The sequence below is a fragment of the Actinomadura nitritigenes genome (assembly GCF_017573545.1).
Classification (GTDB): domain Bacteria; phylum Actinomycetota; class Actinomycetes; order Streptosporangiales; family Streptosporangiaceae; genus Spirillospora; species Spirillospora nitritigenes.
This window is the reverse complement of sequence record NZ_JAGEOK010000035.1, coordinates 1-26116: the sequence shown is the minus strand read 5'-3', so window position 1 is coordinate 26116 and position 26116 is coordinate 1. Positions and strand designations below refer to the sequence as shown.

At 74.4% G+C, this 26116-nt stretch carries 22 protein-coding genes and 1 pseudogene; 16 read left to right on the top strand and 7 right to left on the bottom strand.

Annotated elements, in window-relative coordinates; genetic code table 11:
* The gene (locus tag J4557_RS39460) at window positions 1-906 is read left to right on the top strand and encodes an oxygenase MpaB family protein (protein WP_243777080.1); all 906 of its coding nucleotides are present in this window, start codon (window positions 1-3) and stop codon (window positions 904-906) included.
* 66 nt (window positions 907-972) lie between these two features.
* On the opposite strand, the gene J4557_RS39455 is transcribed toward J4557_RS39460, so the two are convergent.
* Together J4557_RS39455 and J4557_RS39450 are read right to left on the bottom strand one after the other, a co-directional pair.
* Entirely contained in the window at window positions 973-3375 is a 2403-nt protein-coding gene (locus J4557_RS39455; protein ID WP_208271932.1) for an FtsX-like permease family protein, read from the bottom strand.
* Window positions 3372-4064 (bottom strand): ABC transporter ATP-binding protein, encoded by a 693-nt coding sequence (locus J4557_RS39450; RefSeq protein WP_208271931.1) that lies wholly within the window; start codon window positions 4062-4064, stop codon window positions 3372-3374. Before J4557_RS39450 ends, J4557_RS39455 begins: the two co-directional genes overlap by 4 nt.
* Window positions 4065-4287: 223 nt before the next feature.
* Between J4557_RS39450 and J4557_RS39445 the strand changes: the two genes are divergently transcribed.
* Together J4557_RS39445 and J4557_RS39440 are read left to right on the top strand one after the other, a co-directional pair.
* Window positions 4288-5580, top strand: a complete 1293-nt coding sequence (locus J4557_RS39445) for a sensor histidine kinase (RefSeq protein WP_243777079.1) — start codon at window positions 4288-4290, stop codon at window positions 5578-5580.
* Window positions 5577-6290: a response regulator gene (locus J4557_RS39440; RefSeq protein ID WP_307800470.1), complete on the top strand. Its 714-nt coding sequence runs from the start codon at window positions 5577-5579 to the stop codon at window positions 6288-6290. The genes J4557_RS39445 and J4557_RS39440 overlap by 4 nt, the downstream gene beginning before the upstream one ends.
* Window positions 6291-6415: 125 nt before the next feature.
* Here the strand turns inward: J4557_RS39440 and J4557_RS39435 are convergent, their stop codons facing one another.
* Window positions 6416-6823, bottom strand: coding sequence for a hypothetical protein (locus tag J4557_RS39435; RefSeq protein ID WP_208271930.1), 408 nt, complete (start codon window positions 6821-6823; stop codon window positions 6416-6418).
* Window positions 6824-6977: 154 nt separating this feature from the next.
* The gene (locus tag J4557_RS39430; protein ID WP_208271929.1) at window positions 6978-7721 is read right to left on the bottom strand and encodes a TetR/AcrR family transcriptional regulator; all 744 of its coding nucleotides are present in this window, start codon (window positions 7719-7721) and stop codon (window positions 6978-6980) included.
* Window positions 7722-7938: 217 nt separating this feature from the next.
* Here J4557_RS39430 and J4557_RS39425 point away from each other — a divergent pair, with 217 nt between their 5' ends.
* A complete protein-coding gene (locus tag J4557_RS39425; protein ID WP_208271928.1) occupies window positions 7939-8859 on the top strand; it encodes an SDR family oxidoreductase in 921 nt (306 codons plus the stop codon).
* Between the two features lie 86 nt (window positions 8860-8945).
* Window positions 8946-9971: an agmatinase gene (speB, locus tag J4557_RS39420; protein WP_208271927.1), complete on the top strand. Its 1026-nt coding sequence runs from the start codon at window positions 8946-8948 to the stop codon at window positions 9969-9971.
* Between the two features lie 4 nt (window positions 9972-9975).
* On the opposite strand, the gene J4557_RS39415 is transcribed toward speB, so the two are convergent.
* Both J4557_RS39415 and J4557_RS39410 read right to left on the bottom strand, forming a co-directional pair.
* Entirely contained in the window at window positions 9976-10770 is a 795-nt protein-coding gene (locus J4557_RS39415; protein ID WP_208271926.1) for an SAM-dependent methyltransferase, read from the bottom strand.
* A gap of 233 nt (window positions 10771-11003) precedes the next feature.
* A complete protein-coding gene (locus tag J4557_RS39410) occupies window positions 11004-12830 on the bottom strand; it encodes a tannase/feruloyl esterase family alpha/beta hydrolase (protein WP_208271925.1) in 1827 nt (608 codons plus the stop codon).
* Window positions 12831-13046: 216 nt separating this feature from the next.
* Between J4557_RS39410 and J4557_RS39405 the strand changes: the two genes are divergently transcribed.
* The 11 genes from J4557_RS39405 to J4557_RS39360 all read left to right on the top strand — a co-directional run bounded on the left by J4557_RS39405 (window position 13047) and on the right by J4557_RS39360 (window position 25994).
* Window positions 13047-14003, top strand: a complete 957-nt coding sequence (locus J4557_RS39405; RefSeq protein ID WP_208271924.1) for an ABC transporter substrate-binding protein — start codon at window positions 13047-13049, stop codon at window positions 14001-14003.
* The gene (locus tag J4557_RS39400; protein WP_307800469.1) at window positions 14000-14830 is read left to right on the top strand and encodes an ABC transporter permease; all 831 of its coding nucleotides are present in this window, start codon (window positions 14000-14002) and stop codon (window positions 14828-14830) included. The genes J4557_RS39405 and J4557_RS39400 overlap by 4 nt, the downstream gene beginning before the upstream one ends.
* The gene (locus J4557_RS39395; protein WP_307800468.1) at window positions 14827-15609 is read left to right on the top strand and encodes an ABC transporter permease; all 783 of its coding nucleotides are present in this window, start codon (window positions 14827-14829) and stop codon (window positions 15607-15609) included. The genes J4557_RS39400 and J4557_RS39395 overlap by 4 nt, the downstream gene beginning before the upstream one ends.
* Before the next feature lies 1 nt (window position 15610).
* A complete protein-coding gene (locus J4557_RS39390; protein WP_243777078.1) occupies window positions 15611-16441 on the top strand; it encodes an ABC transporter ATP-binding protein in 831 nt (276 codons plus the stop codon).
* A complete protein-coding gene (locus tag J4557_RS50230; protein ID WP_307800467.1) occupies window positions 16438-16713 on the top strand; it encodes a GntR family transcriptional regulator in 276 nt (91 codons plus the stop codon). The genes J4557_RS39390 and J4557_RS50230 overlap by 4 nt, the downstream gene beginning before the upstream one ends.
* Window positions 16665-16961, top strand: coding sequence for an FCD domain-containing protein (locus J4557_RS50225; protein WP_243777077.1), 297 nt, complete (start codon window positions 16665-16667; stop codon window positions 16959-16961). Before J4557_RS50230 ends, J4557_RS50225 begins: the two co-directional genes overlap by 49 nt.
* A gap of 5 nt (window positions 16962-16966) precedes the next feature.
* A complete protein-coding gene (locus tag J4557_RS52305; protein WP_208271923.1) occupies window positions 16967-17236 on the top strand; it encodes a helix-turn-helix domain-containing protein in 270 nt (89 codons plus the stop codon).
* Entirely contained in the window at window positions 17140-17616 is a 477-nt protein-coding gene (locus J4557_RS39375; RefSeq protein ID WP_208271922.1) for a TetR-like C-terminal domain-containing protein, read from the top strand. The genes J4557_RS52305 and J4557_RS39375 overlap by 97 nt, the downstream gene beginning before the upstream one ends.
* Window positions 17617-17686: 70 nt before the next feature.
* Window positions 17687-19738 (top strand): SpoIIE family protein phosphatase, encoded by a 2052-nt coding sequence (locus J4557_RS39370; protein ID WP_208271921.1) that lies wholly within the window; start codon window positions 17687-17689, stop codon window positions 19736-19738.
* Between the two features lie 198 nt (window positions 19739-19936).
* Entirely contained in the window at window positions 19937-25453 is a 5517-nt protein-coding gene (locus tag J4557_RS39365) for an ATP-binding protein (RefSeq protein WP_208271920.1), read from the top strand.
* A gap of 142 nt (window positions 25454-25595) precedes the next feature.
* Window positions 25596-25994, top strand: a complete 399-nt coding sequence (locus J4557_RS39360; RefSeq protein ID WP_208271919.1) for a hypothetical protein — start codon at window positions 25596-25598, stop codon at window positions 25992-25994.
* Here J4557_RS39360 and J4557_RS39355 read toward each other — a convergent pair.
* Window positions 25991-26116: pseudogene (locus J4557_RS39355) on the bottom strand (IS481 family transposase); the annotation flags it as partial. The gene J4557_RS39360 and the pseudogene J4557_RS39355 overlap by 4 nt on opposite strands.

The window sequence follows — 26116 nt, the reverse complement described above, 5'->3', positions numbered from 1 at the left end:
ATGACGATGACCGAGAACGCGCCCGCCGCACGGGCCGTCGCGCGCCCCGAGCCCGTCCCGTTCGAGCCCGGCTCGATCCTGTGGGACACCATGGGGCTCTACACGTCGGCCATCGCCGGCAACAGCGTGTTCATCCTGCAGACCATGCACCCGGCGATCGGCACCGTCGTCGACCGGCTGTCGAGCTTCCGCCGCGACCCGCTCGGCCGCGCCGCGCGCAGCTTCGCGTCCGTGCAGACCTGGGTGTACGGCGGGCGGACCGCGATCGAGGAGGGCCGGCGGCTCCGCGAGATGCACAAGCCGCTCAGCGCGGTGGACGAGGGGGGCCGCAGCCACCACGCGCTGTCGGCGGAGCCGTGGGCGTGGGTGCACCTCACCGGCTTCTACGCGGCCGTCACCGCGTCCAAGTACTTCGCGCCCGAGCCGATGGGCGCGGACGAGCAGCAGCAGGTGTTCGACGAGTTCCTGAACCTCGGCCGCATCCTGCAGGTGCCCGAGCGGATGATGCCGAAGACGATCGACGAGTACTGGGCGTACTTCGACGACATGGTGGAGAACACCCTCGTCCCGCACAAGGTCGCCCTGGAGGTCCTCGACCGGATGGACAAGCTCCCGCCGGGCATGCCCGCCGCGCTGCGTCCGGTGGCCGCGCCGCTGGTCGCGGCCACCGGACGGCTCGGGCGCTTCATCAGCGTCGGCACGCTTCCCCCGGCGGCCCGCGACAAGCTCGGCCTGGCGTGGAGCAAGGCCGACGAGCGGCGGCTGCGCGCCGTCGGGCAGGTCATCGGCCGCAGCACGCCGCTGCTGCCCGAACGCGTCCGCTACATGCCGATCGCCTACCGCGCCCGCCAAGCCGCCCGCGCCCAGGAGAGGCTCCGGGAAGTCCTGGACACCCGGCCCCTCTGACGTCGGCTCGCGGCGAGTCGTCGTCACGAGCGGCCCCGTGACGACGACGCGCCGCATGTCAGCGGATCACTCGGTGCGCAGGGCGGTGGCGGTGCGGGCCTTCGCGGCCCAGCCCGCCGGGAGCAGCGCGCCCAGGACCGCGATGGCGATGCCGCCGAGCGCGAGCGGGACCAGCAGCGGGACGTGGTAGACCGCGACCATGTGCGCGGTCAGCCGGGTGCCCGCCGCGTCCCCCATCAGCGGCATCACCAGGTGGTGCAGGGCGACGCCCACCGGCAGGCCCGCGAGCCCGCCGACCGCGCCCAGGCCCGCGACGGAGGCGAGCACCATCGCGATGGTCTGCCGCGGCGACATCCCGATCGCCTTGCAGACGCCCAGGTCGTGCACGCGCTCCCGGGTGTCCAGGACGACCGCGTTGAGCACGCCGAGCCCCGCGACGGTGACCAGCATCAGCGTGAGCAGCGCCGCCAGCGAGTCCAGGACGACGATCACGCTGCTGACGTCGTCGGCGGTCGGCACGGCCTGGGCGCCGAGCGGCTCGAGGGCGCGGTTCAGCCCGCTCAGGTAGGACGCCGTCGAGACCCCCGGCTTCAGCCGGACGAGGTACTCCTCGGCCGCGTTCCGCTTCCCGGCCACGGGGAACGAGGAGGCGGCGGCGTGCACGCGCATCCCGTCGTTCTGGAGGTCGAACGCCTCGCCCACGATCCGCAGGCGCACCGCGGTGCCCTGGTCCAGCACGGTGATCGTGTCGCCGATGCGGTGGCCGGTCATGTCGAGGAAGCGCGTCGGCACCACGGCCTGGCCGGGCCCGGTGATCCAGTGCCCCGCGATGATCTCGTACGCGCCCGCCCGCAGGTCGTCCTGGTAGAGCCGCAACTGGACCGCGCCCACGACGCCCGTCACGGTCACCTGCGCCGTGCGCGTTCCGTAGAACGACGCCGTGCCGGGCTGGGCGGAGATGGCGGCCCCCACCTTCGCGCCGTCCATCAAGGGCGGCCCCTGCCCCAGCCCCTGCCCGGGCGCCGCCGGTGGCGGGGCCTGCCCGGGCCCCTGTCCCGGTCCCTGCGGGGCGGGTCCTCCGCTCATCACGCTGACGGCGGCGTTCGCGGCGGGGTCGCGGGCCGCGCCGATGACGTTCAGCGACACCGCGAGGCCGATCGCGAACGTCGCGGCGGCGGTCCCGAACAGCACGGCCGCGAGCATCGACGCCGACCGCACGGGACGCGCGAACGGCGTCGCGAACCCGAGCGTCACCGCGCGCGGCAGCGGCAGCCGCCCGGCGATCCGCTGCGCCCGCCGGCCGCGCCCCGTGCCCGGCGCGCGGCCGACCGCGATCGCCTCGACGGTCCGCAGCCGTCCCGCCCGCAGCGCCGGGACGAGCGCGGCGGCCGCCACGACCAGCAGCGCGCCCGCCGCGACGGCGGCGTCCACCCACCAGGCGACCGAGAGGCCGGTCGTCCCGTACACCTGCTGGACGTCCCCGAGCAGCGGGTACGCGATCAGGTTCCCGAGCACCACGCCCAGCAGGGTGCCGGCGGCGGCCGGGACGAGCGCCTGCGCGACATAGGCGCGGACGACCTCCGCGGGCGTGCAGCCGATGGCCTTCAGTATCCCGATCCGGCGCAGGTTCGCCCCGACCATGCCGCCGACCACGCCGGCGACGACGATGACCGCCATCCCCAGGCCGAGCGCGCCGAACGCCATCAGGAAGGGCACGAACGTGGCCGCCTGCCGGTCGGCGACGTACTTGGCGTCCAGGTACGACTGGGCACCGGCGAGCGCGCCCGCCGGCAGGGCCGCCGCCACCTTCGCGCGGTCGGCGGCCAGCGCGGACTTCCCGGGCGACCCCGAGAACCGGTACAGCATCTGCGCCGTCGCGGGCGCCTTCGCCGAGCGGAGCGCGGCCGCCCCGGCCGGCGTCGTCCACGCGTCGGCCGAGCCGGTGACCGAGCGGGCCTGCCCGACGACCTTCAGGGTCCGCCCGCCCGGCGCGGTCACCGTCGCCCCGAGGCTCGCGTCGGGCGGGCCCTGCGGCGGCATGACGATCTCGTCCGGTGCGGTCGGCCACCGGCCCGCCGTGATCTCCAGCCGGTCCACCGGGCCGGCGGGGGAGGAGCGCCCGGCCACGGTCAGCTCGGGCAGGTGCCCCCCGCCCTGCGCCGTGAGCGCGACGACCGTGACCGGGAACGGCCCGGCGCTCGCCGTGACGCCGGGCAGCCGCGCCGTCGCCGCCGCCTGCGCCGCCGTGGCCTTCCCGGCGTCGATCTGCGCGGTCAGGTGCGCGCCGCGGTCCCGCGCGAACGCGTGGTCGAACGGCGCCGACGAGGCGACGACCAGCGAGCCCGCGACGACCGCCGACGCCACCGACATCAGCGTGGCGAGCGCGACCACCAGCGTCTGGACGCGCCGCCGCCCGACGCCCGACCGCACCACCCGGCCGAGCGCCGACCCGGTGAAGGGCGCGCTCATCGGACCGCCCCCGCCCGCTCGTCGGCCGCGATCGCGCCGTCGACCAGCGTGACCGTCCGGCTCGCGAGCGACCGCGCCAGCGCCATGTCATGGGTGACGAGCACGATCGTCTGCCCGCCCCGGTGCACCTCGGCGAGCAGCTCGCGCACCTCCTGGCCGGACGCGGTGTCCAGCGCGCCCGTCGGCTCGTCGGCGAGCAGCAGCGCCGGACGGTTCACCAGTGCGCGCGCCACCGCGACGCGCTGCCGCTCCCCGCCCGACAGCCGTCCCGGATAGGCGCCCGCGTGCCCGGCCACACCGAGGATCTCCAGCAGCTCGGCGGCGCGGTCCGCGGCCTTCCGGCGCGGCATCCCCGCGAGCTGGGCGGGCAGCCGGACGTTGTCGGCGACGGTGAGGTCGTCGAGCAGGTTGAAGAACTGGAACACGAACCCGATCCGCTCGCGCCGGAACCGGGCGAGCGCCGCCTCGCCGAGCCGGTCGACGCGCCGCCCGTCCACCGTCACCGTCCCGGCGGTCGGCCGGTCCAGCCCGGCGACCAGGTTCAGCAGCGTGGACTTCCCGCTGCCCGACGGCCCGACGACCGCGAGCGCCTCGCCCTCCGCCACGTCCAGCGACACCGGCCCGAGCGCCGGCGCGCCCGCGCCGCCGTAGGCCTTCGCCGCGCCGTCCAGCTCGATCACATGTCCCATGAGGCTCCCGCCCTCCGCGTGCGGGCGGCGTGCGGCCGCCCGGTGTCAGCGACGTGAAGCTATGCGCGGCCGGGCGCCCGGGGCGTCCGCCGCCGCACCGACATTCCGTACGCCGTGCGGCCGATCCCGCCGGGCGTCATCCTCGCGATGTACGCCGCGAGGCCGACCGTCCCGCCCGCGAAGCCGATACCGGGTTCGCGCGGAGAAGGTCACAATGTGGGGCATGCACGTGGGAACGGCGCGCGAACGGAGCGGGTGGCTGCGCGGCCTGCTCCGGCCCGACCCGGCGGGGGAGCCCCCGCCGCGCCGGGCCTTCGTCGCGGACGCGCTGCTCGCCCTCGCCATGACGGCCGTGGCGCTGCTCGTGGTGGCGAACACGGGCGGCGGGGACGAGCCCGAGAGGGCGGACTTCGGCGGGCCGATCGCGCCCGTCGCCCCCGTCCCGCCGCCCGGGTTCGGGGAGCACCCGGCGCCCGTCCACCCGTCCTGGACCCTGACCGTCCTCACGACCCTGCCCCTCGCGTTCCGGCGCCGGCACCCGCTCGCCGCGTTCTGGGTGGTGCTGGTGGCGGCGTGGGCGCTGCGCTACGGGATGACCTGGGTGACGGTGCTGGCCTGCCTGATCGCCGGGTTCGGCGCGATCGCCCACAGCCGCTACCGCGTGCAGGCCGTCGCGAGCCTGGGCGCCGCGGCCGTCCTCGCCGGCTTCGTCTACCGGGGCACCGCAGCCTCCCTGCCGAACTGGTCCGCGCCGTTCTTCGTGCTGCTCGCGGCCGGCGTGCTCGCCATGGCGGTGCGGTCCTGGCGGGGACGGCTCGCCGAGATCGAGCGGGAGCAGCGGGAGACGACGCGCCGCGCGATCGAGGTGGAGCGCGCCCGGATCGCGGCGGAGCTGCACGACGTGGTGACCCACAACGTGAGCGTCATGGTGATCCAGACGGGCGCCGCCCGCAAGGTGGTGGACGCCGACCCCGAGCTGTCGAAGAAGGCGATGCTGGACGTGGAGGCGAGCGGGCGGGCCGCGATGGCGGAGCTGCGGCACGTCATGGGCCTGCTGGCGCCCTCCGGGGACGGCGACGGGGAGGCGGACGGCGGCGTGCCGGTGCCGCAGCCGGGCCTGGACCGGCTCGCCCCGCTCATCGACCGGGTCCGCGCCACCGGCCTGCACGTCACCGCCGACCTCGACCCGCCGCCGGGACCGCTGCCGCCCGGCGTCGACCTCACCGCCTACCGGGTCGTCCAGGAGGCGCTGACCAACACGATGAAGCACGCGTCGGGCGCGTCCGCCGCGGTGGCGGTCCGGTGCGACGGGGACGACCTGCGGGTCGAGGTCACCGACACCGGCGGCGCGCCCGGCGGCGGCACGGGCGGCCCGCCGGGCGCGCGGACCGGCACCGGCCGCGGCCTGATCAACCTGCGCGAGCGGCTCGCGGTCTACGGCGGGACGCTGGAGTCCGGCCGCACCCTCGCCGGCGGGTTCCGCGTCACCGCGACGATCCCCTGGAGGACGCCGTGACGGCGGAGGACGGCCCGGCCCTGCGGGTGGTGATCGCCGACGACCAGGCGCTCGTCCGCACCGGCTTCCGGATGATCCTCGCCGCCGACGGCATCGACGTGGTCGCCGAGGCCGCGGACGGCTTCGAGGCGATCGCCGCCGTCCGCCGCACCCGCCCCGACGTCGTGCTGATGGACGTCCGGATGCCGGAGATGAACGGCATCGAGGCGACCCGGGAGATCACCGCGGCCGGCGGCGGCGCCCGCGTGCTCATCCTCACCACCTACGACCTGGACCACTACGTCTACGCGGCGCTCACCGCGGGCGCCAGCGGGTTCCTGCTCAAGGACGTGACGCCCGAGCGGCTGACCGCGTCGGTCCGGCTCGTCCGGACCGGGGACGCGCTCCTCGCGCCCGCCATCACCCGCCGGCTCATCGAGCGCTTCGCGCCGCGCGACGAGGCCGGCGGCGGGACGCGGCCCGTGCACCGCGACCTGTCCCGGCTGACGCCCCGGGAGCTGGAGGTGCTCGGGCTGCTCGCCACCGGGCTGTCGAACGCCGAGCTCGCCGACCGCCTCACGCTCAGCGCCGCGACGGTCAAGACGCACGTGGCGCGCATCCTGTCGAAGCTGGGGCTGCGCGACCGGGTGCAGGCCGTCGTGCTCGCCTACGAGACCGGGCTGGTGTCCGCGGGGCGCGGGCCGTCGGGAAACGGCGATCCGGCGCGCTGAACCGCGCGTTCCGAAGATCGTTCATTCGGCGCGGCGAATTCAAAGGGCTCCGGCGCCGGGCGGCGGGATTCGGCGGCCCGCCGCCGTTCTCGCTCCGATTTCCGGGAAACGCGGTCCGGTGCGGGTCATCCGCACGGGCCGAGCGCCAGTTCGCTCGCCATCTGCGCCCACGCGTCGAGCGCGTCGTAGGAGGTGTCGTAGCAGTGCGCGAGGTTGAATCCGGAGGCCGACCGGACCGCGAGGTGCGCGCGGCCGTCCGGCGGGCCCTCCAGGACGACGGCGGCCCGGGTGCTGTTGACGCGCATGTCCGCGAGGTGGTCGCCGGCGTCCTGGATGGCCAGCGTGACCACGTCCCAGAACACCCGCTCCGCGGCGGAGCAGTCGACGAAGCTGCCGAGCCGCAGGATGCCGTTCGCGCTCACGCACAGCAGGGCCGGCGCGGTGGCGCTGGTGAGCATGTACCGCCAGGTCCGCCATGTGTATTCCAGGTGGACGGCGTGATCGGTGAAGTCGTCCTCGTCAATGTCGGTCATCGCGCGCTCTTCTGGACGATGCTCTCGGCATGGCGGCCTCGCGTGCCGACGGACACGGAGGTGGTGTGGTACGGGACGGTACCACGGTGCGGTACGCCCGCATACCGTGCCGGAGAAGGGAAATTCGGCGGTGCCGCGGCCGGAAGCCGAAAGGTCAGTTCCGGGGATCCGGAAAACCGTCGAGGCAACGCGCGGACGGCGCTCCGCCGCGGTTTTCCGGCACCGGGCGGAACAGCGCGATCGTCGCCTCGACGGCGACCTCGGTGATGTCGCGGACGTCCGCTCCGTCCTCCATCAGGGTGGCGGTGAGCTCGCGGAGCCCGCCGATCAGCATCAGGGCGAACGGGCGGGTGATCGGGTGGGCCCCGGCGCGGACCATCCCGGCGTTCCCGGTCACGTCCTGCAACAGCCGGAACAGCGTGTCGACGGCCTCGCGCTGCATCCGCCGGGCGGTGCTGGCGCCGAGCGCCTGCAGCTCGCGGATCCAGCTCAGCGTGATCTCGGGTTCGGAGGCGACCATGTCGACGTACGCCTCGACGCCCTGGCGGATCTGGGTCTCCCACGGCGCGGCGGGGTCGATCGCCTCGGCGACGCGCCGGCGCAGCATCCGGTTCGTCACCTGGAGCAGCTCGACGAAGCAGGCGTCCTTGGTCGGGAACTCCTCGTAGAAGGTGCGCCGGGACGTGCGGGCGTGGCGGACGATGTCGGAGATGGTGGTCTCGCGGTAGCCGCGCTCGCGGATCGAGTCGGCCAGGCCCGCCAGCAGGCGCCCGCGGAAGGACGCCGCGGCCCCGGCGCCCTCGGCGGGCGCGCCTTCGGCGGGCGTGCCGTCCGCGGGCAGGGCATCGTCGCGACCGGGCCGCCGTGCCCCGCCGACGGACACTCCAGCGTTTTCCACTGTTGGAAAGCTATCTCATCGACCCTTCGCGGCGCCGGTGTCCCGTTCATCCGGATCCGGCGGCGGGCCCGGCGGGCGATCCGCCGGGCCCGCCCGCGCGCGGCCCATTGACATCGCGGTCGTCCCGTCGCATCGTTTTGAAAGCCAATTCTAGAAATGGCTTCTAGCGCGCGGCGGCGACCGGGCACCCGGCCCGCCCGGGACGGAGGGAGCGACCATGACCGCGATCGCCGACGGACGGGTGGTCATCGTGACCGGGGCGGCCCGGGGCATCGGCCGCGAGCACGCGCTGGAGTTCGCCCGGCACGGCGCCCGGGTGGTCGTCAACGACCTGGGCGCGCAGGTCGACGGGACCGGCTCGTCTGGCGGGCCGGCGGGCGAGGTGGTGGACGAGATCCGCGCGATGGGCGGCGAGGCCGTCGCCGACGGCACCGACGTGTCCGACTTCGAGGGCGCCCGCCGGCTCGTGGCGTCGACGGTCGAGCGGTTCGGGGACCTGCACGTCCTGGTGAACAACGCCGGCATCCTCCGCGACCGGATGCTGGTCAACATGAGCGCGGAGGAGTGGGACGCCGTGATGGCCGTCCACCTGCGCGGGACGTTCGCGCCGCTGCGGCACGCCGCCGCGTACTGGCGGGAGCGGCACAAGGCGGGCCACGAGGTCGACGCGCGCGTCATCAACACCAGCTCGTCGTCGGGCATCTACGGCAACGCCGGGCAGGGCAACTACGGCGCGGCCAAGGCGGGGATCGCCGCGCTGACCGTGATCGCGGCGCGCGAGCTGCGGCGGTACGGCGTGACCGTGAACGCGGTGGCGCCCGCCGCGCTGACCCGGATGACCGAGAACCTGGTGCCGGGCCGCGAGCGCCCGGGCGAGGGCTTCGACCCGGCGGACCCGTCCAACATCGCGCCGCTGGTGGTGTGGCTGGCGAGCCCAGGGGCGCGCGGGATAACCGGCCGGGTGTTCAACGTGCGCGGCGGGCGGATCAGCGTCGCGGAGGGCTGGCGCGCCGGGCCGGTCGTCGACAAGGGCGCGCGCTGGGACCCGCACGAGCTGGACGACGTGATCCCCGCGCTGGTGGGGAAGGCCCGCCCGAACGTCCTGCCCGACGGCGTCACCCCCGACCCGGAGGGATGATCCGCAGGGCCCGTGCGCCCAGGTGACGGCCCGGCCCGGACCGGGAAGGAACACCCGGCATCGCCGTCGTGGCAGGGAGGGCCCGGATGACCCCGCAGAACAGGTACGGACCGCAGTACGGCCCCGACATCACCTTCCTCGGAGTGCCGCGCTGCACCTGGTCGGACCCCGCGACCTACGCCGATGCCGACGTGGTCGTCCTCGGCGCCCCGTTCGACGGCGGGACGTCCCACCGGCCCGGCACCCGGTTCGGCCCGCAGTACATCCGGCAGACCTGCTACCTGCCGCAGGTCGGGTCGCGGCCGTCGCTGGCGCTGCGCGTGGACGGGCTCCGGGGCGACCTCACCGTGCGCGACGCCGGGGACGTCGAGATGTACTCCGGCGACGCCGAGCGCTCCGTCCGGGACCTGGAGGAGGCGGTGTACGCCATCGCGAGCAACGGCGCGATCCCGCTGGTGCTCGGCGGCGACCACACCATCGCCTGGCCCGACGCCGCCGGGGTGGCGCGGCATGTCGGGCAGGGCCGCGTCTCGATGATCCACTTCGACGCGCACGCCGACACCGGCGACATCGAGTTCGGCTCGCTGGTCGGGCACGGCACCCCGATGCGGCGGCTGCTGGAGTCCGGGGCCGTCCGCGGCGACCGGTTCCTGCAGCTCGGCCTGCGCGGCTACTGGCCGGGCCCCGAGACCCTCGCGTGGATGGCCGGGCAGGGCATGCGCTCCTACGAGATGGCCGAGATCGTCGCGCGCGGGCTGGAGGAGTGCCTGACCGAGGCGTTCGCGATCGCCACCGACGACTGCGACGGGGTGTTCCTGTCCGTCGACATCGACGTGTGCGACCCGGGCCACGCGCCCGGCACCGGCACCCCCGAGCCCGGCGGCCTCACCGCCCGCCAGCTGCTGGACGCGGTGCGCCGCGTCGCCTACGAGCTGCCGGTCGCGGGCGTCGACGTGGTCGAGGTGTCACCGCCCTACGACCACGCCGACATCACCTCGGCGCTGGCGAACCGCGTCGTCCTCGAGGTCCTGTCGGGCATCGCGCGGCGCCGCCGCGACGACCGCGACGGCACGTCCTGGGACCCGCGGCGCCCCCTCCTCGACGGCCGCTAGGGGATCACGGCTTGCGGGCGACGCCGCAGAGGGTGGACGTCTTCGGCGCGTCGTTGAACGGGTTGGGCTCGGGACGCCAGTCCTCGCACGCCGTCACGCCGGGCTCGACCAGCTCTAGGCCGTCGAAGTAGCCGATGATCTGCTCGGGCGGGCGGAGCCGGTAGGGGACGGCGCCCGTGTCGTCGTACTGCTGCTGCGCCTCGTTGTGCGCCTCGTCGGTGTCGGTGTCGTCGTACAGGGCGAGGTGGCTGCCGGAGCAGAGGCCGCCCGTCAGCGTGCGGATGATGTTCAGGACGTCGTCGTAGGACTGGACGTGGCCGAGCACCCCCATGAGCATCACCGCGACCGGCCGGTCGAAGTCGAGCTTGTCGCGCGCCGCGCGCAGGACCTGCTCCGGGTCGAGCATGTCGGCCTGGATGTAGCTGGTCTCGCCCTCGGGGCGGCTGGTGAGCAGGGCGTGCGCGTGCGACAGGACGAGCGGGTCGTTGTCGACGTAGACGATGTGCGACTCGGGCGCGACCCGCTGCGCCACCTCGTGGGTGTTGTCGACGGTCGGCAGCCCCGTGCCGACGTCGAGGAACTGCCGGATGCCCTGCTCGCCCGCCAGGTAGCGGACGGCGCGGGCGAGGAAGTTGCGGCCGGCCCGCGCGACGTCCACGATTCCCGGATACACCTGCACGTACTGGTCGCCTGCCGCGCGGTCGACGGGGTAGTTGTCCTTGCCTCCGAGCCAGTAGTTCCAGATACGCGCGGAATGCGGCACGGACGTGTCGATGATGCTGCCCGGCTCGTCGGTCACGGCTTACTCCCCAATTCGCGGTTCGCCCTTCGGGGAACAAAAGTAGCAGCCCCCATCCCGGGAATTGTTCCTGCAGAACAGGCGCCCGGGCGGCGCGGAATTCCGGGGCGCCGGGCGAACGGTTCCGGGTCTTCGTCCGGCCGCATAAAGGGCGAACCGCGGATCCCGGTTTCGGATGACCGCTTGAACGGGGTCCGTCCCGGGTCGGGGGTGAGCGGCCTATTGGGCGCCGTTCATGACGAAATGGCGCCGGCCTTGCGGGTCAGCCAGGTCTGCGACGGGCGGCATGCCAGCCGCGTTCCGTCCGCCGCGCACCAGGTCTGGTAGCCGCCGGAGTAGAGCCGCTCGCCGAGCCAGTGGTAGCCGGCGGCCGGCTCGTGGCGGGGCGTGCTCGGGGCGAAGTTGGACGCGTCGTCGATGCCGCCCGTCCCGTCGTAGCGGGCGACCCGCGGGTACGGGTAGACGGGCCGGGTGCGGGCGACCGCGCCGTCCGCGATCTTCGACGCGGTGATCGCGCCGGGGCGCCGCCCGCTCTCCGTCCACGCCATCACGGGGGTGAGGACGTCGAAGGTGTCGGGGCCCTCGCCGCCGCCGCAGTGCGCGACGCCCGGGAAGAGGTAGAGCCGGGCGAAGTCGTCGACGGCCTCTCGGCCCATGGTCTTCCGCATGGCGTCGTAGTAGGCGAGCGTGCTCTGCGGCGAGATGTGCTGGTCGCTCCAGCCGTGCCAGAGCAGCAGCTTCCCGCCGCCGCGCTGGAAGCGGCCGAGGTCCGGGTCCATCGCGGACAGGTAGGAGGACGACTGCACCGTCTTCCAGAACGACTCGGCGGTGAACTCGAGGTCGGACAGCTTCCAGCCGGGTCTCACCCGGTTGGTGTAGCCGAGGTAGCGGGCGAAGGACTCCACGAAGTTCTGGCTGCCCACCGTCTGCCCCTGCCGGGCCGGGACGAACAGCGTCCATTCGAGTTCGGAGCCCCACTCGTGGGAGATCGCGGGCTCCAGCCGGCGGCCCTGCTCGTCGACCGCGCCGTCGTGCAGCCGCCGGACCACACCGGCCTCCGCCTTGGTGAGGCACGTCGACGGGTCCTGGCCGGACGCGCACACCAGCGTCGCCGGGTCGAAGTCGCAGCGCCGCGGGTCGTCGATGAGCCCGTCCTTCAGCCCGTCGAGCCGGTCGCAGGCGCTCAGCACGGCCTGATGGACCAGCGGGAGCTTCCCGGCGAGCAGGATGTAACGCCCGTCGGCGTCGAGGTTGGTCAGGACGTTCCAGGCGTGGTGGAAGGTGTTCTGCACGACCATGTCGTTCGCGGGCGCGCCGGCGGCGATGCCGTCGAAGTCGCCCGGGTACCGCTGGGCCTCCATCAGCGCCTCGCGGCCGCCGTCCGAGCAGCCGTCGAAGTAGGAGTAGGCGGGGGAGCGGCCGTAGAACCGCTTGATGAGCGCCTTGGCCACCTGCGACGTCACGTGCACGCCCCGGTAGGCGAAGTCGATCTGCGCCTGCGGGGCGTTCGCCGCCCACGACCCGTCCGGCGATCCCTGGTGGCCCATGTCGGTCGTCGCGCTGGCGATGGTGCCGTCCTGCACGGGCGCGCACGTGGACGCCTGCGTGTAGTTGATGTTCGAGCTGCCGCACTCGCCGCCGCAGCCCGTCTGCAGGTACCGCTGCGTCCAGCCGTTGACGGGCAGGCGCATCACGATGGTGTCGGCCGGGGCGATGGTGCCCCGGACGTCGCAGTACGGCGCGGGCGCGCCGGCGGTCGAGACGGTCGCGGAGGTGATGGTGACCGGTGCGTCGGTCACGCCGTCCAGGCGCAGGCCCGCCAGCCCGGCGCAGTCCGCCACCGGCCGCACCGCGGGGAGGTCCGCGAGGCCGTCCGCCGTGATCCGCTGATGTCGCGGCGCCGCCGACGCGGCGCCGGGCCCCGCCGCCGACACCAGGGCCGCGGCGAGCACCGCGGCGAGCACCGCCGGGATCGGCCGGCCGGGCGGCCCGAACCGGCCGCGCGCGCGTCTCAGGACGCCCGCCCCGAACACCGTGCCCCGAGTGAAGAACCCGTTCATGGAGTACCGCCTCCTCGGATGGGCGGGCCGGCCGCCGCCGGGCGCCGCCGCGGCCGGGTGAACCGCAAGCGGATGCTACAAAAATGTTGACAATCCAACAAGCAATCCGAGAGACCTACTTTGGAACCCAAATCGTTGACAATCTTGGCGAGGCGTCCTTAGCATCGCGGTCACGCCAGAGGGGACCCCACCCGACCGACGCCCAGGAGAAGCACCGTGAAACGAATCCGGGCGGCACTGGCCGCCACCTCCGTACTCCTCCTCGCCGCGTGCGGCGGGGGCGGCGGCACCTCGAACGCCTCCGGCAATGGCCCCGCCACGGTGAAGGTGAGCGTCATCCCGATCGTCGACGTGGCGCCCGTCTACCTCGGGAACCAGCAGGGCTTCTTCGCCGAGCAGAAACTGAGGCTCCGGTTCGAGACGGCCCAGGGCGGCGCGGCGATCGTGCCCGCCGTCGTCAGCGGCCAGGTCGACTTCGGGTTCAGCAACTACACCTCGCTGGTGCTCGCCCGGTCCAAGGGACTGCCCCTCAAGGTCGTCGCCCCCGGCAACGCCTCGACCGGCGTCGACAGGAAGGACTTCGGCGGGGTCGTCGTCAAGTCCGGCAGCCCCATCAGGACCGCCAAGGACCTCGCCGGCAAGCGCGTCGCCGTCAACACGCTGAACAACATCAACGACACGACGGTCCGGGCCTCGATCCGCAAGGACGGCGGCGACGCCGGGAACGTCAAGTTCACCGAACTGGCCTTCCCCGACATGCTCGCCGCCCTCGACAAGGGGAACGTCGACGCCGTCCAGGTCGTCGAGCCGTTCCTCACCACCGCGCTGAAGAACGGCGGCCGGCTCGTCGCGTCCAACTACGTCGACACCGCCCCGGACCTGACCATCGCCGCGTACTTCACCTCGCAGAAGACCGCGGCGTCCAAGCCGGACCTGGTCAAGCGGTTCGCCGCGGCGATGCAGAAGTCGCTGCGGTACGCCGACCAGCACCCCGAGGCGGTGCGCAAGATCCTCGGCACCTACACCAAGATCGATCCGTCGGTGGCGGGCGCGCTGACGCTGCCGAAGTTCCCCACCCAGGTCAACGGCACGGGCCTCCGGACGCTGGAGAATCTCGCCGTCCAGGACGGCCTGATCACGAAGGCCCCGGACGCCGAGGAGCTGCTGCCGTGACGGCCGCGGTGACGGCGGACGCCGTGGGGGACGGCCGGGGCGAACGCCGTCACCGCGCCGTGCCCGCCTGGATCCTCGGCCCGGCCGGTCTCGCCGGGCTGATGGCGCTGGTCGAGACTGTGCCCCGCGCGGGCCTGGTGGAGAAGCGGTTCCTGCCGCCGTTCAGCGACATGGTGTCCGCCCTGGCGGACGAGGCCGGGACGGGCGCGTTCTGGCGCGCCCTGCTGGAGACGCTGCCCGGCTGGGCGATCGGCCTCGCCGTCGCGACCGCCGTCGGCGTGGTGCTGGGCGTCGCGGTCGGCGGCCTCCCGCTGGTGCGGGCGGCGCTGGCGTCGACGATCGAGTTCCTGCGGCCGATCCCGTCGGTCGCGCTGATCCCGCTGGCCGTCCTGCTGTACGGCACGACGATGCGCTCCACGCTGCTGCTCGTCGTCTACGCCTCCTTCTGGCAGGTCCTGGTGCAGGTCCTGTACGGGGTGCAGGACGTCGACCCCGTCGCACGCGAGACCGCCCGCTCCTACCGCTTCCGCGCGCTGACGCAGGTGCGGACCGTCCTGTGGCCGACGGCGCTGCCGTACGTGATGACCGGGTTCCGGCTGGCCGCCGCGGTCGCGCTCATCCTGGAGATCACCGGCGAGCTGGTCATCGGGTCGCCGGGCCTCGGCAAGCAGATCGCGGTGGCGCAGAGCTCCGGCGCCGTCGCGTCGATGTACGCCCTGGTGATCGTGGTCGGCCTGATCGGAGTCCTGGTCAACGTGGTCGTGCGGGCGGTCGAGCGCCGCGTGCTGCGCTGGCACCCCTCCGTCCGCCGGGAGGTGGCCTCGTGACGGTCCTTGCCGCGCTGCGGCGGGCGCTGCTGCTGCTGGGGATGCCGGCCCTGCTCGTCGCGGCCTGGTGGGTCGCGACGGCGGGCAGCACCGACTTCTTCTGGCCGCCGCTGAGCACGATCCTCGGCACCTTCGACGACACCTGGTTCCACGGCCGGATCACGAGCGACGTCCTGCCGAGCCTCGGCCGGCTGGTCGCGGGCTACCTGCTCGCCCTGGCGCTCGGGATCGGGCTCGGCGTCGCGATCGGATCCGTCCGGGTGCTGCGCGCCCTGCTGGAACCGGTCCTGGAGTTCTTCCGGGCGATCCCGCCGCCCGTGCTCGTGCCGATCCTGATGCTGTTCGCCGGCATCGGCAACGGGATGAAGATCCTCGTCATCGTCTCCGGCTGCGTGTGGCCCGTCCTGCTGAACACGGTCGAGGGCGTGCGCGCGCTCGACGAGGTGCTGCGCGACACCGCCCGCTGCTACCGGATGCGCCCGCGCTCGCGGCTCGTCCACCTGGTGCTGCGCGGGGCGAGCCCGCAGATCACCGCCGGCGCGCGGCAGGCGCTGTCCATCGGGATCATCCTCATGGTGATCAGCGAGATGTTCGCCGCGAGCAACGGGGTCGGCTTCACCATCATCCAGTTCCAGCGCGGCTTCTCGATCCCGCAGATGTGGAGCGGGATCATCCTGCTCGGCCTGATCGGCATCGCCCTGTCGGCCGTCTTCCACGTCGTGGAGACCCGGGTGCTGCGCTGGTACACCGGCCTGCGCCGGGCACAGCGAGAGGGCTGAGATGACCACTGCACCGACCGGCGCCGGAACCCCCGGGACCTCGACCGCGCTGCTGGACGTCCGCGGGCTGAGGAAGGTCTACCAGGGGCGGGGACGCTCCGTCGAAGCCGTCCGGGACCTGACCTTCGCCGTCGGCGCGGGCGAGCTCGTCTGCATCGTCGGGCCGTCCGGCGCGGGCAAGACGACCCTGCTCCGCTGCGTCGCGGGCCTGCTGGGCTGCACGTCCGGGGAGGTGGTGCTCGAAGGGGAGCGGGTGACGGGCCCGCCCCGCGGCATGGCCGTGGTCTTCCAGGAGTACGGCCGCAGCCTGTTCCCCTGGATGACCGTGCGGCAGAACGTCGAGCGGCCGCTGAAGGAGAAGCGGGTCCCGAAGGCCGAGCGGCGGCGGCTCGTGGACGAGGCGCTGGAGGCCGTCGGCCTGGCGAAGGCGCACGACGCGCACCCCTGGCAGCTGTCCGGCGGCATGCAGCAGCGGGTCGCGATCGCCCGCGCGGTCGCCTACGAGCCGCACATCCTGCTGATGGACGAGCCGTTCGCGGCCGTGGACGCGCAGACCCGCGCCGACCTGGAGGACCTCGTCCGATCCCTGTGGAAGCGGCTCGGCGTCACCGTCCTGTTCGTCACCCACGACATCGACGAGTCGGTGTACCTCGGGCAGCGCGTCATCGTGCTGTCGAACTCCCCGACGGTCGTCCTGGAGGAGGTCCCGATCGACCTGCCGGACGAGCGCGACCAGCTCACCACCCGCGCCGAGCCCCGGTTCGCCGAACTGCGGACCCGCATCTACACGCTCGTCCAGCAGGCGAAGGGCGGCCACCGGCCGGTGGAGTGAGGCCGGAGGGACGAGGGGCGGGGCGCCCGGACGTCGCCGCCGCGATCCGGGAGGCGATCGTCCGGGGCGACTTCGCGCCCGACCAGCGCCTGGTCGAGTCGGACCTGTCGGACATGTTCGGCGTCGGGCGCGGCAGCGTGCGCGCCGCGCTGGTCGAGCTCACCAGCGAGGGCCTGGTCGAGCGCGTGCAGAACCGCCCGAGCTGCGCGGCCTCGGCGACGCCATGCGCGCCGCCGTCGCGCAGGGGCACGTGCTGGAGTACTCCGAGCTGAACAAGGCGCTGCACGGGCGCATCGCCGAGATCAGCGGCCGGCGCACCGCCGCAGAGGTGCTGCGGCGGCTGCGCGCGCAGAACGTCCGGCACCGGTTCCGGCTCGCGCTCGTCCCCGGCCGCCCGGCCGTGTCCGTCGCCGAGCACCTGGCGATCATCGACGGGATCTGCGCCCGCGCCCCCGACGCCGCCGAGCGGGCCGCCCGCCGCCACCTCCGCGGCGTCATCGACGCCCTCCAGGCGATCTGACCGCCATGGGCCCGCAGACGCGACCCCCGGTCCGCAGGCGCAGCCGCATCTCGCCCGACCGCGCGGCCGAGCTGTACGCGCTCGTCCTCGACCGGCTCCGCGAGGTGGGCTACGAGGCCCTCAGCGTGGAGGACGTCGCCGGGCGCGCCCGGATGAGCAAGGCCACCATCTACCGGCAGTGGGGGGCAAGCCCGAGCTCGTCATCGCGGCGCTGCGCTCGCTCGGCCCGCCCGAGGTCGAGGCCGTCGACACCGGGAACCTGCTCGGCGACCTGAAGGCCTACATCGGCCGGTACCACCAGATGGCCGCCCTGGACCGCGGCATGAACCGGGCGGTCGCCCACGCCATCCACCGCGACCCCCGGCTGATGGCCGCCGTCCGGCAGGCCATCGTCGAGCCGGGGCTCGCCGCGCTCGACGCCGTCCTGGCCCGCGGCGTCGCTCGGGGCGAGGTCCCCGCCGGCTGCAAGGCCCTCCCGTACGTCAAGTACATGCTGCTCGGCACGCTGGGCGGCGAGGCCGTCCTCGGCGAGGACGTCGACCTCGGCTTCCTGCACGGCTACGTCGACCACGTGATCGCGCCCGCGCTCGGCCTGCGCGCCCCCGAGGAGGGCGGCGGGGACGGGCGGGCCCCGGCGAGCCCGGAGCGCCGGTGAGAGGGGGCCCGATGTATGTTGAGGTGGAGATGAGCCGATAGCGACCTGGGCGGCGACTGGGGGAGACGCCATGGTCGATGACCGGCAGGAGGGGGACGGCGGCCTCGCGCCCGAGGCGTTCGACGCCGCGCCCGCCATCGTCGCCGTCATCAGCGGGCCGGAGCAGCGCCTGGCGTACACGAACATCGCCTTCCGCTCGACCTTCGGCGAGCGGTCGATCGGCGAGCCGGTCCGCCGGGCGTTCGGCGACCTCGTCCAGCGCGGCTACTTCCACCTCCTCGAACGCGTGCTGGCCGGCGGGGAGCCGGTCACCCTCGCCGAGGCCCCGATCAGCCTGTTCTTCCCCGACACCGGCTACGAGGAGCGCTTCTTCTCCTTCAGCCTGACCCGGGTGCCCGGCGACGAGCCGGCGGTGCTGGCGGTGGGCGTGGACGTCAGCGAGCACGCCGGCGCGGCCCGGCGGGCCGGCCGCACGGCCGGGGAGCAGCACCGCGCCCTGCGCAGGTTCCAGAGCCTCATCCGGGTGAGCGCCGAGATCGTGTGGGTGACGAACCCGGCGGGGGAGCCCGTCGAACCGAGCCCGGGCTGGGAGCGGGTGACCGGCCAGTCCTGGGAGGGGTTCCGCGGCAAGGGCTGGCAGCAGGCGCTGCACCCCGAGGACCGCGAGGAGACCGCGCGGTCGTGGGAGCGGGCGCTCGCGCAGGCCCGTCCCTGGCGGTACGTCTACCGGCTCCGGACGGTCGACGGCGGATACGGGCACTTCCAGGTCAACGCCGCGCCGGTGCACGAGAACGGCGTCGTGATGGAATGGGTGGGCACCTGCACCGACATCGAGCAGCAGTGGCAGCGCGAGTTCCGCAGGCGGCTGCTCGACGGAGCCGCCACCGCGACCGCCGAGCGCACCGGGCTGCGGGAGATGCTCGGGGCGCTGGCCGACGTGCTCGTCCCGGCGCTGGCCGACGGCTGCGGCGTCCACCTGCTGCCCGACTACGTGGACCGCCCGGCGGGCGCGCCGCTCCTCGCCGAGCGCGTCGCCACGGCCGCGCGGGCGGACCTGCCGCGGCAGCCGCCGTTCGGCCGGGAGTGGTACGCCGCCGACAGCGGGTTCACCCGGACCGTGCAGCGGAGCCGCCCGCTGCACCACACCTTCCCGCAGGGACGTCCGCCGGCGGGTCTGCTGCCCGAGGGCACGACCGAATGGCTGGCCGCGGCCGGCGCCAACAGCGTGGTGGTGATGCCGGTGACCGTGGACGGGACCGTGGCGGCCGTGGTGACCGCCGCCGTCTGCGGGGAGCGCGAGCCGCTGAGCCGCGACGACGTCGACCTGATGCGGCAGATGTTCGACCACGCACACGACGCGCTGAGCAGCGCGATCGAGTACCACCGCACCCAGCGGGTGGCGCTGGCGCTGCAGCACGGCCTGCTCGCCGAGCCGCCCGTGGTGCCCGGCCTGGAGATCGTCGCGCGGTACCGGGCCAGCCCGGCGACCGCCGAGGTCGGCGGCGACTGGTACGACTCGTTCGTGCCGCCGGACGGCGCCGCCGTGCTGGCCATCGGGGACGCCACCGGGCACGACCTCGCCGCGACGGTGGCGATGAGCCAGCTGCGGAACATCCTGCGGGGCCTGATCGTCGACCGCCGGGAGCGCCCCGGGGACGTCCTGCGCCGGCTGAACATCGCGATGGAGACGCTGATCCCGGACGGCTCGGCCACCTGCGCCCTGGCCCGCGTCGCCGACGACGGGCCGGACGGGATGCGGCTCGACTACGCGGTGGCCGGGCACCCGCCGCCCGTCCTGGTCTGCCCGGACGGCGGCGTCCGCCTGCTGGAGGACGGCGCCAACCCGCTCCTCGGCCTCGGGCCGCTGTTCGACGAGCCGTACCGGAGCGCGCAGGTCCGCCTGCCGCCCGGCTGCACGGTGCTCCTCTACACCGACGGCCTGGTCGAGCGGCCGGGCGAGCATCTGGACAGGGGGCTGGAGCGGCTGTGCGAGCAGGCCGGGCGGCTCGCCCGCCGTTCGCTGCCGGCGTTCTGCGACGGGCTGCTCACCCGCCTGCCGACCGCCGGCATCGACGACCTCGCCATGATCGCCCTGCGCGTGCCGCCGCCGGCCGGCCGCTGAAGCGATCGGCGCCGCCCCGCCCGAGGGGAGTCCGCCGGCACCCGGCGGCGGTCCGGCTTTTGCACGTTTCCCACAACTCGGGCCGCGCAGCATGCGATGTCAGCGACATGGAGCTACCGGCGGGTAACCGGAAGGGTGGGCACAGCCGAGAGCCGTCGTTCCCGGCGGACATCGTGGTCTACAGGAGGGCTCGGTCGCGTGTTCAGTCGTGTCGCCATCGTCAACCGTGGTGAGGCCGCCATGCGGCTCATCCACGCCGTACGGGACATCGCCGCGGAGACCGGGACACGGATCGAGACCGTCGCCCTGTACACCGACGTCGACCGGACCGCCACCTTCGTGCGCGAGGCGGACCTGTCCTACGACCTCGGTCCCGCGTCCGCGCGCCCGTACCTCGACCTGAAGGCGCTCGAACGCGCGCTGGTCGAGACCGGCGCCGACGCCGCCTGGGTCGGCTGGGGCTTCGTCGCCGAGGACCCGGCGTTCGCCGAGGTGTGCGAGAAGGCCGGCGTCACCTTCGTCGGGCCGAGCGCGGACGCGATGCGCCGGCTCGGCGACAAGATCGGCGCGAAGCTGATCGCCGAGGAGGTCGGGGTCCCGGTCGCGCCGTGGAGCCGCGGCGCCGTCGAGACCCTCGACGCCGCCCGCGCCGCGGCGGCGGAGATCGGCTACCCGCTGATGCTGAAGGCGACCGCCGGCGGCGGCGGGCGCGGCATCCGCGTCATCACCAGCGAGGCCGAGCTCGACGACGCCTACGAGCGCACCAGCCAGGAGGCCGCGCGCGCGTTCGGCAGCGGCGTCGTCTTCCTGGAACGCCTGGTCACCGGCGCCCGGCACGTCGAGGTCCAGGTGATCGCCGACGGCGAGACCGCGTGGGCGCTCGGCGTCCGCGACTGCTCGGTGCAGCGCCGCAACCAGAAGATCATCGAGGAGTCGGCGTCGCCGGTGCTGCCGCCCGCGCGGGCCGCCGAGCTCAAGGCGTCCGCCGAGCGGCTCGCGGTCGCGGTCGGCTACCGCGGCGCGGCGACCGTCGAGTTCCTCTACCACCCGGGCGAGGACCTGCTGGCGTTCCTGGAGGTCAACACCCGCCTCCAGGTCGAGCACCCGATCACCGAGTCCACCACCGGCTTCGACCTGGTCAAGGCGCAGCTGCACGTGGCGTCCGGCGGGCGGCTGGAGGGCGCGCCCCCGGTGGAGCGCGGGCACGCCGTCGAGGCCCGGCTGAACGCCGAGGACCCCGACCGCGACTTCGCCCCGTCCCCGGGCCGCATCGCCCGGCTGGACCTGCCCGCCGGGCCCGGCGTCCGGGTGGACACCGGCGTCGCCGAGGGCGACACCATCCCCGCCGACTTCGACTCGATGATCGCCAAGATCATCGCCTACGGCCGGGACCGCGAGGAGGCGCTCGGCCGGCTGCGCCGGGCGATGGCGCAGACCACCGTCATCATCGAGGGCGGCGCGACCAACAAGAGCTTCGTGCTCGACCTGCTCGACCGGCCCGAGGTGATCGCCGGCAGCGCCGACACCGGCTGGATCGACCGGGTCCGCGGCGAGGGCGACCTCGTCTCGCACCGGCACTCCGCCGTCGCGCTGGCGGCCGCCGCCATCGAGGCGTACGAGGCGGAGGAGGAGGCCGAGCGGCGGCGGCTGCTGTCGACGGCGTCCGGCGGGCGCCCCCAGGTCCGGCACGAGAGCGGCCGGCCCCTCGACCTCAAGCTGCGCGGCGCCGGGTACCGCGTGCGCGTCGCGCGGGTCGGCGCGCAGCGGTTCCGCGTCGGCATCGAGGCGGGCGGCGACGGCGTCCGCACCGCCACCGTCGAGCTCGACCGCTTCGACCGGCACACCGGGCAGATCGTCGTCAACGGCGCCCGGTACCGCATCGTCACCGGCACGCACGGGCCGATCCACCTGGTCGAGGTGGACGGCGTGACGCACCGGGTCAGCCGGGACGAGGGCGGCGTCGTCCGCTCGCCCGCGCCCGCGCTGGTGGTCGCGACGCCGCTGGAGGTCGGCGCCGAGGTCGAGGCGGGCGCGCCGGTGCTGGTGCTGGAGAGCATGAAGATGGAGACGGTGCTGCGCGCGCCGTTCAGGGCGCGGCTGAAGGAGTGCGTCGTCTCCGTCGGCGGCCAGGTGGAGACCGGCGCGCCGCTGCTGCGGCTGGAGCCGCTCGCCGACGGCACCGAGGAGGAGGACGCCGCGGTCGCCGGGACCGTCGAGCTCGACCTGCCCGCCGAGCCCGCCGAGGTCCCGGCGCGCGAGCGCGCCGCGCGCGGCCTGGAGGAGCTGCGCAGCCTGCTGCTGGGCTTCGACGCCGACCCGCACGACGAGCGCCGGGCGCTCGACGGCTACCTCGCCGCGCGCGGGGCGGCCGCCGCGGACGGCCACCGGCCCGTGGAGGAGGAGCTGGCGCTCATCGACGTGTTCGCCGACCTCGCCGAGCTGACCCGCAACACCCCGGCCGGCGGCGCCGACGGAGCCGACGGGACCGGCACCGGCCACGTGCGCAGCGCCCGCGAGCACTTCCACACCTACCTGCAGAGCCTCGACGTCGAGCGGGCCGGCCTGCCGGAGGAGTTCCGGGCGAGGCTCGCCAAGGCGCTCGGCCACTACGGCGTCACCGACCTGGAGCGCTCGCCGGAGCTGGAGGCGGCGGTGTTCCGGATCTTCCTGGCCCAGCAGCGCGCGTCCACGGACGCCGCGGTCGTCACGGCGCTGCTGCGCGCGTGGCTGCTGGAGCCGCCGCCGGCGGAGGCGCTGCGCGAGCCCGTCGGCCTCGCGCTGGAGCGCCTCGTCGCCGCGACGCAGGTGCCCTTCCCGGTCGTCTACGACCTCGCGTGCGGCGTGGTGTTCGCCTGGTTCGCGCAGCCGCTGCTGCGCCGCAACCGCGCCCGCGTCTACGCCGCCGTCCGCCGGCACCTGCGCCACCTGGACGCGCACCCGGACGCCCCGGACCGCGCCGAGCGGATCGCCGAGATGGTGCGCAGCACCGAGCCGCTCGTCCGGCTGCTCGGGCAGCGGCTCGTCCGCCACGACCGGGACAACTCGGTCATGCTGGAGGTGCTGACCCGGCGCTACTACGGCAACAAGGGCCTCACCGGCGTCCGCACTGTCCTCACCCCCGACCGACACGACCCCGACGGCGCGGGCTGCGCGTTCGTGGTCGCCGAGCGCGAGGGCTCGTCGGTGGTGTCCGCCGCGGTCCGCTTCGACGAGCTGGGCGGCGCGCTGCGCGGGCTCGCCGAGCTGGCGGGCGGCGCGGACGCCATCGACGCCGACATCTACCTGGCCTGGGAGAACCAGCCCGAGGACTTCGACGCGATGGCGGCCGCGCTGCACGAGGTCATCGCCGCGCATCCGCTGCCGCCGCGCGTCCGCCGGCTGACCGCCACCGTCGCGGGCAGCGCCGGCGCCGTGATGCACCACCACTTCACGTTCCGCCCGACCACCGCCGGGATGGCGGAGGAGCGGCTGATCCGCGGCCTGCACCCGTACATCGCGCAGCGGATGCAGCTGGAGCGGCTGAACCGGTTCGACCTCACCCGGCTGCCGTCGGCGGACGAGGAGGTCTACCTGTTCCAGTGCGTGGCGCGGGACAACCCGTCCGACGACCGCCTCGTCGCGTTCGCGCAGGTCCGCGACCTGACCGAGCTGCGCGACCACGAGGGCCGGCTCGCCACCCTGCCGATGGCGGAGTACTCCATCGCGACCTGCGTCGACTCGATCCGCCGCGCCCGGTCGCGGCGGCCGTCGAAGAACCGGTTCGACACCAACCGGATCGTGCTGTACGTGTGGCCGCCGATCGACCTCACCCGCGCCGAGCTGGAGATGATCGTCGGGCGGGTGCTGCCGACGACCGCGGGCGCCGGGCTGGAGGAGATCCTGCTCATCGGGCGGCAGCGCGACCGGAGCACCGGCGAGCTGACCAAGATCGCGGTGCGGCTGTCCTTCGACGCCGCGGGCGGCGTCGAGCTGACCGTCGGCGAGCCGTCCGACGAGCCGATCGAGCCGGTGGACGGCTACCGGCAGAAGGTGCTGCGGGCGAGCGGCCGCAACACCGTGTACCCGTACGAGCTGACGGGGATGCTCGGCGACTTCACCGAGCACGACCTCGCCGTCGACGAGGCGGGGAACCACGTGCTCGTCCCGGTCGACCGGCCGAAGGGGCGCAACACCGCGGCGATGGTCGCGGGCGTCGTCACCACGCCGACCGCCCGGCACCCGGAAGGGGTCACCCGGGTCGTGCTGCTCGGCGACCCGACGAAGGCGCTCGGCGCCCTGTCGGAGCCGGAGTGCCGCCGGGTGATCGCCGCGCTGGACCTGGCCGAGCGGATGCGGGTGCCGCTGGAGTGGTACGCGCTGTCCGCGGGCGCCCGGATCTCCATGGAGTCCGGCACCGAGAACATGGACTGGGTCGCCGCCGCGCTCAAGCGGATCGTCGAGTTCACCCAGGACGGCGGCGAGATCAACATCGTCGTCGCGGGCATCAACGTCGGGGCCCAGCCGTACTGGAACGCCGAGGCGACGATGCTGATGCACACCAAGGGCGTCCTCGTGATGACCCCGGACTCGGCGATGGTGCTGACCGGCAAGCAGGCGCTCGACTTCTCCGGCGGCGTGTCGGCCGAGGACAACTTCGGCATCGGCGGCTACGACCGGGTGATGGGCCCGAACGGGCAGGCGCAGTACTGGGCGCCGAACCTGGCCGCCGCGCGGGACATCCTCATGGCGCACTACGACCACACCTACGTCGTGCCGGGGGAGCGGGGGCCGCGCCGGGCACCGACGTCCGACCCGGCCGACCGCGACGTCTCCGGCTTCCCGCACGTCGTCGAGGGCAGCGACTTCACCACCGTCGGCGAGATCTTCTCCGCCGAGGCCAACCCGGACCGCAAGAAGCCGTTCGACATCCGCACCGTGATGCGGGCGCTGTCCGACCAGGACCACCCGGTGCTGGAGCGCTGGGCGGGCATGGCCGACGCGGACACCGCGGTCGTCCAGGACGTCCATCTCGGCGGCGTCCCGGTGTGCCTGCTCGGCATCGAGTCGCGGGCGGTGCCGCGGCACGGCTTCCCGCCCACCGACGGCCCGGACGCCTACACCGCGGGAACGCTGTTCCCGCGGTCGTCGAAGAAGGCCGCGCGGGCGATCAACGCGGCCAGCGGCAACCGCCCGCTGGTGGTGCTGGCGAACCTGTCGGGGTTCGACGGCTCGCCGGAGTCGATGCGCAAGCTCCAGCTGGAGTACGGCGCGGAGATCGGCCGCGCGATCGTCAACTTCCGCGGGCCCATCGTGTTCTGCGTGATCTCGCGGTACCACGGCGGCGCGTTCGTGGTGTTCTCCAAGGCGCTGAACCCGAACATGACGGTGTTCGCGCTGGAGGGCTCGTTCGCCTCGGTGCTCGGCGGGGCCCCCGCCGCCGCGGCGGTGTTCGCCCGCGACGTCGACGCCCGCACGGCCGCCGATCCCCGCGTCCGGGACCTGGAGGCCCGCGTCGCGGCCGCCGCCGGCCCGGGCCGCGCCACGGTGATCGCGGAGCTCGACGAGCTCCGGTCGTCGGTCCGCGCCGAGAAGCTCGGCGAGGTGGCGGCGGAGTTCGACCGCGTGCACGACATCCGGCGCGCGGTCGAGGTCGGCTCCGTCGACGCCGTCATCGGCGCCGCGGAGCTGCGTCCCCGGATCATCGAGGCGATCGAGGCCGGGATCGCCCGGGGCTGACGCGGCCGGGGGACCCTCGCGGAGGCTTGCCCCCTGGCCAGCCGGGTATCAGCCGGAACGTGACGGCGCGCGTGCAGGAGGGCGGGAGCCCCGGCGCGCGCGCCGGCGCGGCCTGGACGGACATCGGCCACGGGGGAGCGCGATGAGCGGGGCATCCGGCGGGAAGGACGCCGAGGCGGACGTGGCGCGCCGCGTCAGGAACGTCGGCACCGGCGCGAGCGGCGAGCGCGGGACGCTCGGCGACGGCACGGAGACCGGCGGCGGCGGGAAGGACGCCGAGCGCCGTATCAGGCACATGGGGACCGGCGGGCACGAGGACACCGGCGACGTGCCGCCGGACGAGGGTCCCCGGACCAGGGAGGCCCGGGCGGACGTGCGGCGGCGCGTCAAGCACATCGGGACCGGCTCCAGCGCGGACGCCGGGAACCTCGAGACGGACGCGGCGCCCGGCACCGACGGCGCCCGCAAGGACGTCGAGCGGCGCGTCCGGCGCCTCGGGACCGGCGCGTCGGGCACCGCCGGCGAGGTCGTGGACGGCTAGCTGTTCTGTCTATGGAGGTTGGGGACGCGGCTGGCGGGTGGTTGGCCGTCGAGTGCGGTGTGGCCGCGGTGGTGATTGTAGGTGTGCAGCCATTGCGGGAGTGCTCGGCGGCGTTCGGCTTC

Bases quoted from the DNA above. Each gene is read 5' to 3' on its own strand.
- J4557_RS39370 (WP_208271921.1), top strand. From the start codon at position 17,687: ATGGTCGATGACCGGCAGGAGGGGGACGGCGGCCTCGCGCCCGAGGCG.
- J4557_RS39390 (WP_243777078.1), top strand. From the start codon at position 15,611: ATGACCACTGCACCGACCGGCGCCGGAACCCCCGGGACCTCGACCGCG.
- speB (WP_208271927.1), top strand. From the start codon at position 8,946: ATGACCCCGCAGAACAGGTACGGACCGCAGTACGGCCCCGACATCACC.
- J4557_RS39460 (WP_243777080.1), top strand. From the start codon at position 1: ATGACGATGACCGAGAACGCGCCCGCCGCACGGGCCGTCGCGCGCCCC.
- J4557_RS52305 (WP_208271923.1), top strand. From the start codon at position 16,967: ATGGGCCCGCAGACGCGACCCCCGGTCCGCAGGCGCAGCCGCATCTCG.
- J4557_RS50225 (WP_243777077.1), top strand. From the start codon at position 16,665: ATGCGCGCCGCCGTCGCGCAGGGGCACGTGCTGGAGTACTCCGAGCTG.
- J4557_RS39425 (WP_208271928.1), top strand. From the start codon at position 7,939: ATGACCGCGATCGCCGACGGACGGGTGGTCATCGTGACCGGGGCGGCC.
- J4557_RS39435 (WP_208271930.1), bottom strand. From the start codon at position 6,823: ATGACCGACATTGACGAGGACGACTTCACCGATCACGCCGTCCACCTG.
- J4557_RS39445 (WP_243777079.1), top strand. From the start codon at position 4,288: ATGCACGTGGGAACGGCGCGCGAACGGAGCGGGTGGCTGCGCGGCCTG.
- J4557_RS39450 (WP_208271931.1), bottom strand. From the start codon at position 4,064: ATGGGACATGTGATCGAGCTGGACGGCGCGGCGAAGGCCTACGGCGGC.
- J4557_RS39410 (WP_208271925.1), bottom strand. From the start codon at position 12,830: ATGAACGGGTTCTTCACTCGGGGCACGGTGTTCGGGGCGGGCGTCCTG.
- J4557_RS39455 (WP_208271932.1), bottom strand. From the start codon at position 3,375: ATGAGCGCGCCCTTCACCGGGTCGGCGCTCGGCCGGGTGGTGCGGTCG.
- J4557_RS39360 (WP_208271919.1), top strand. From the start codon at position 25,596: ATGAGCGGGGCATCCGGCGGGAAGGACGCCGAGGCGGACGTGGCGCGC.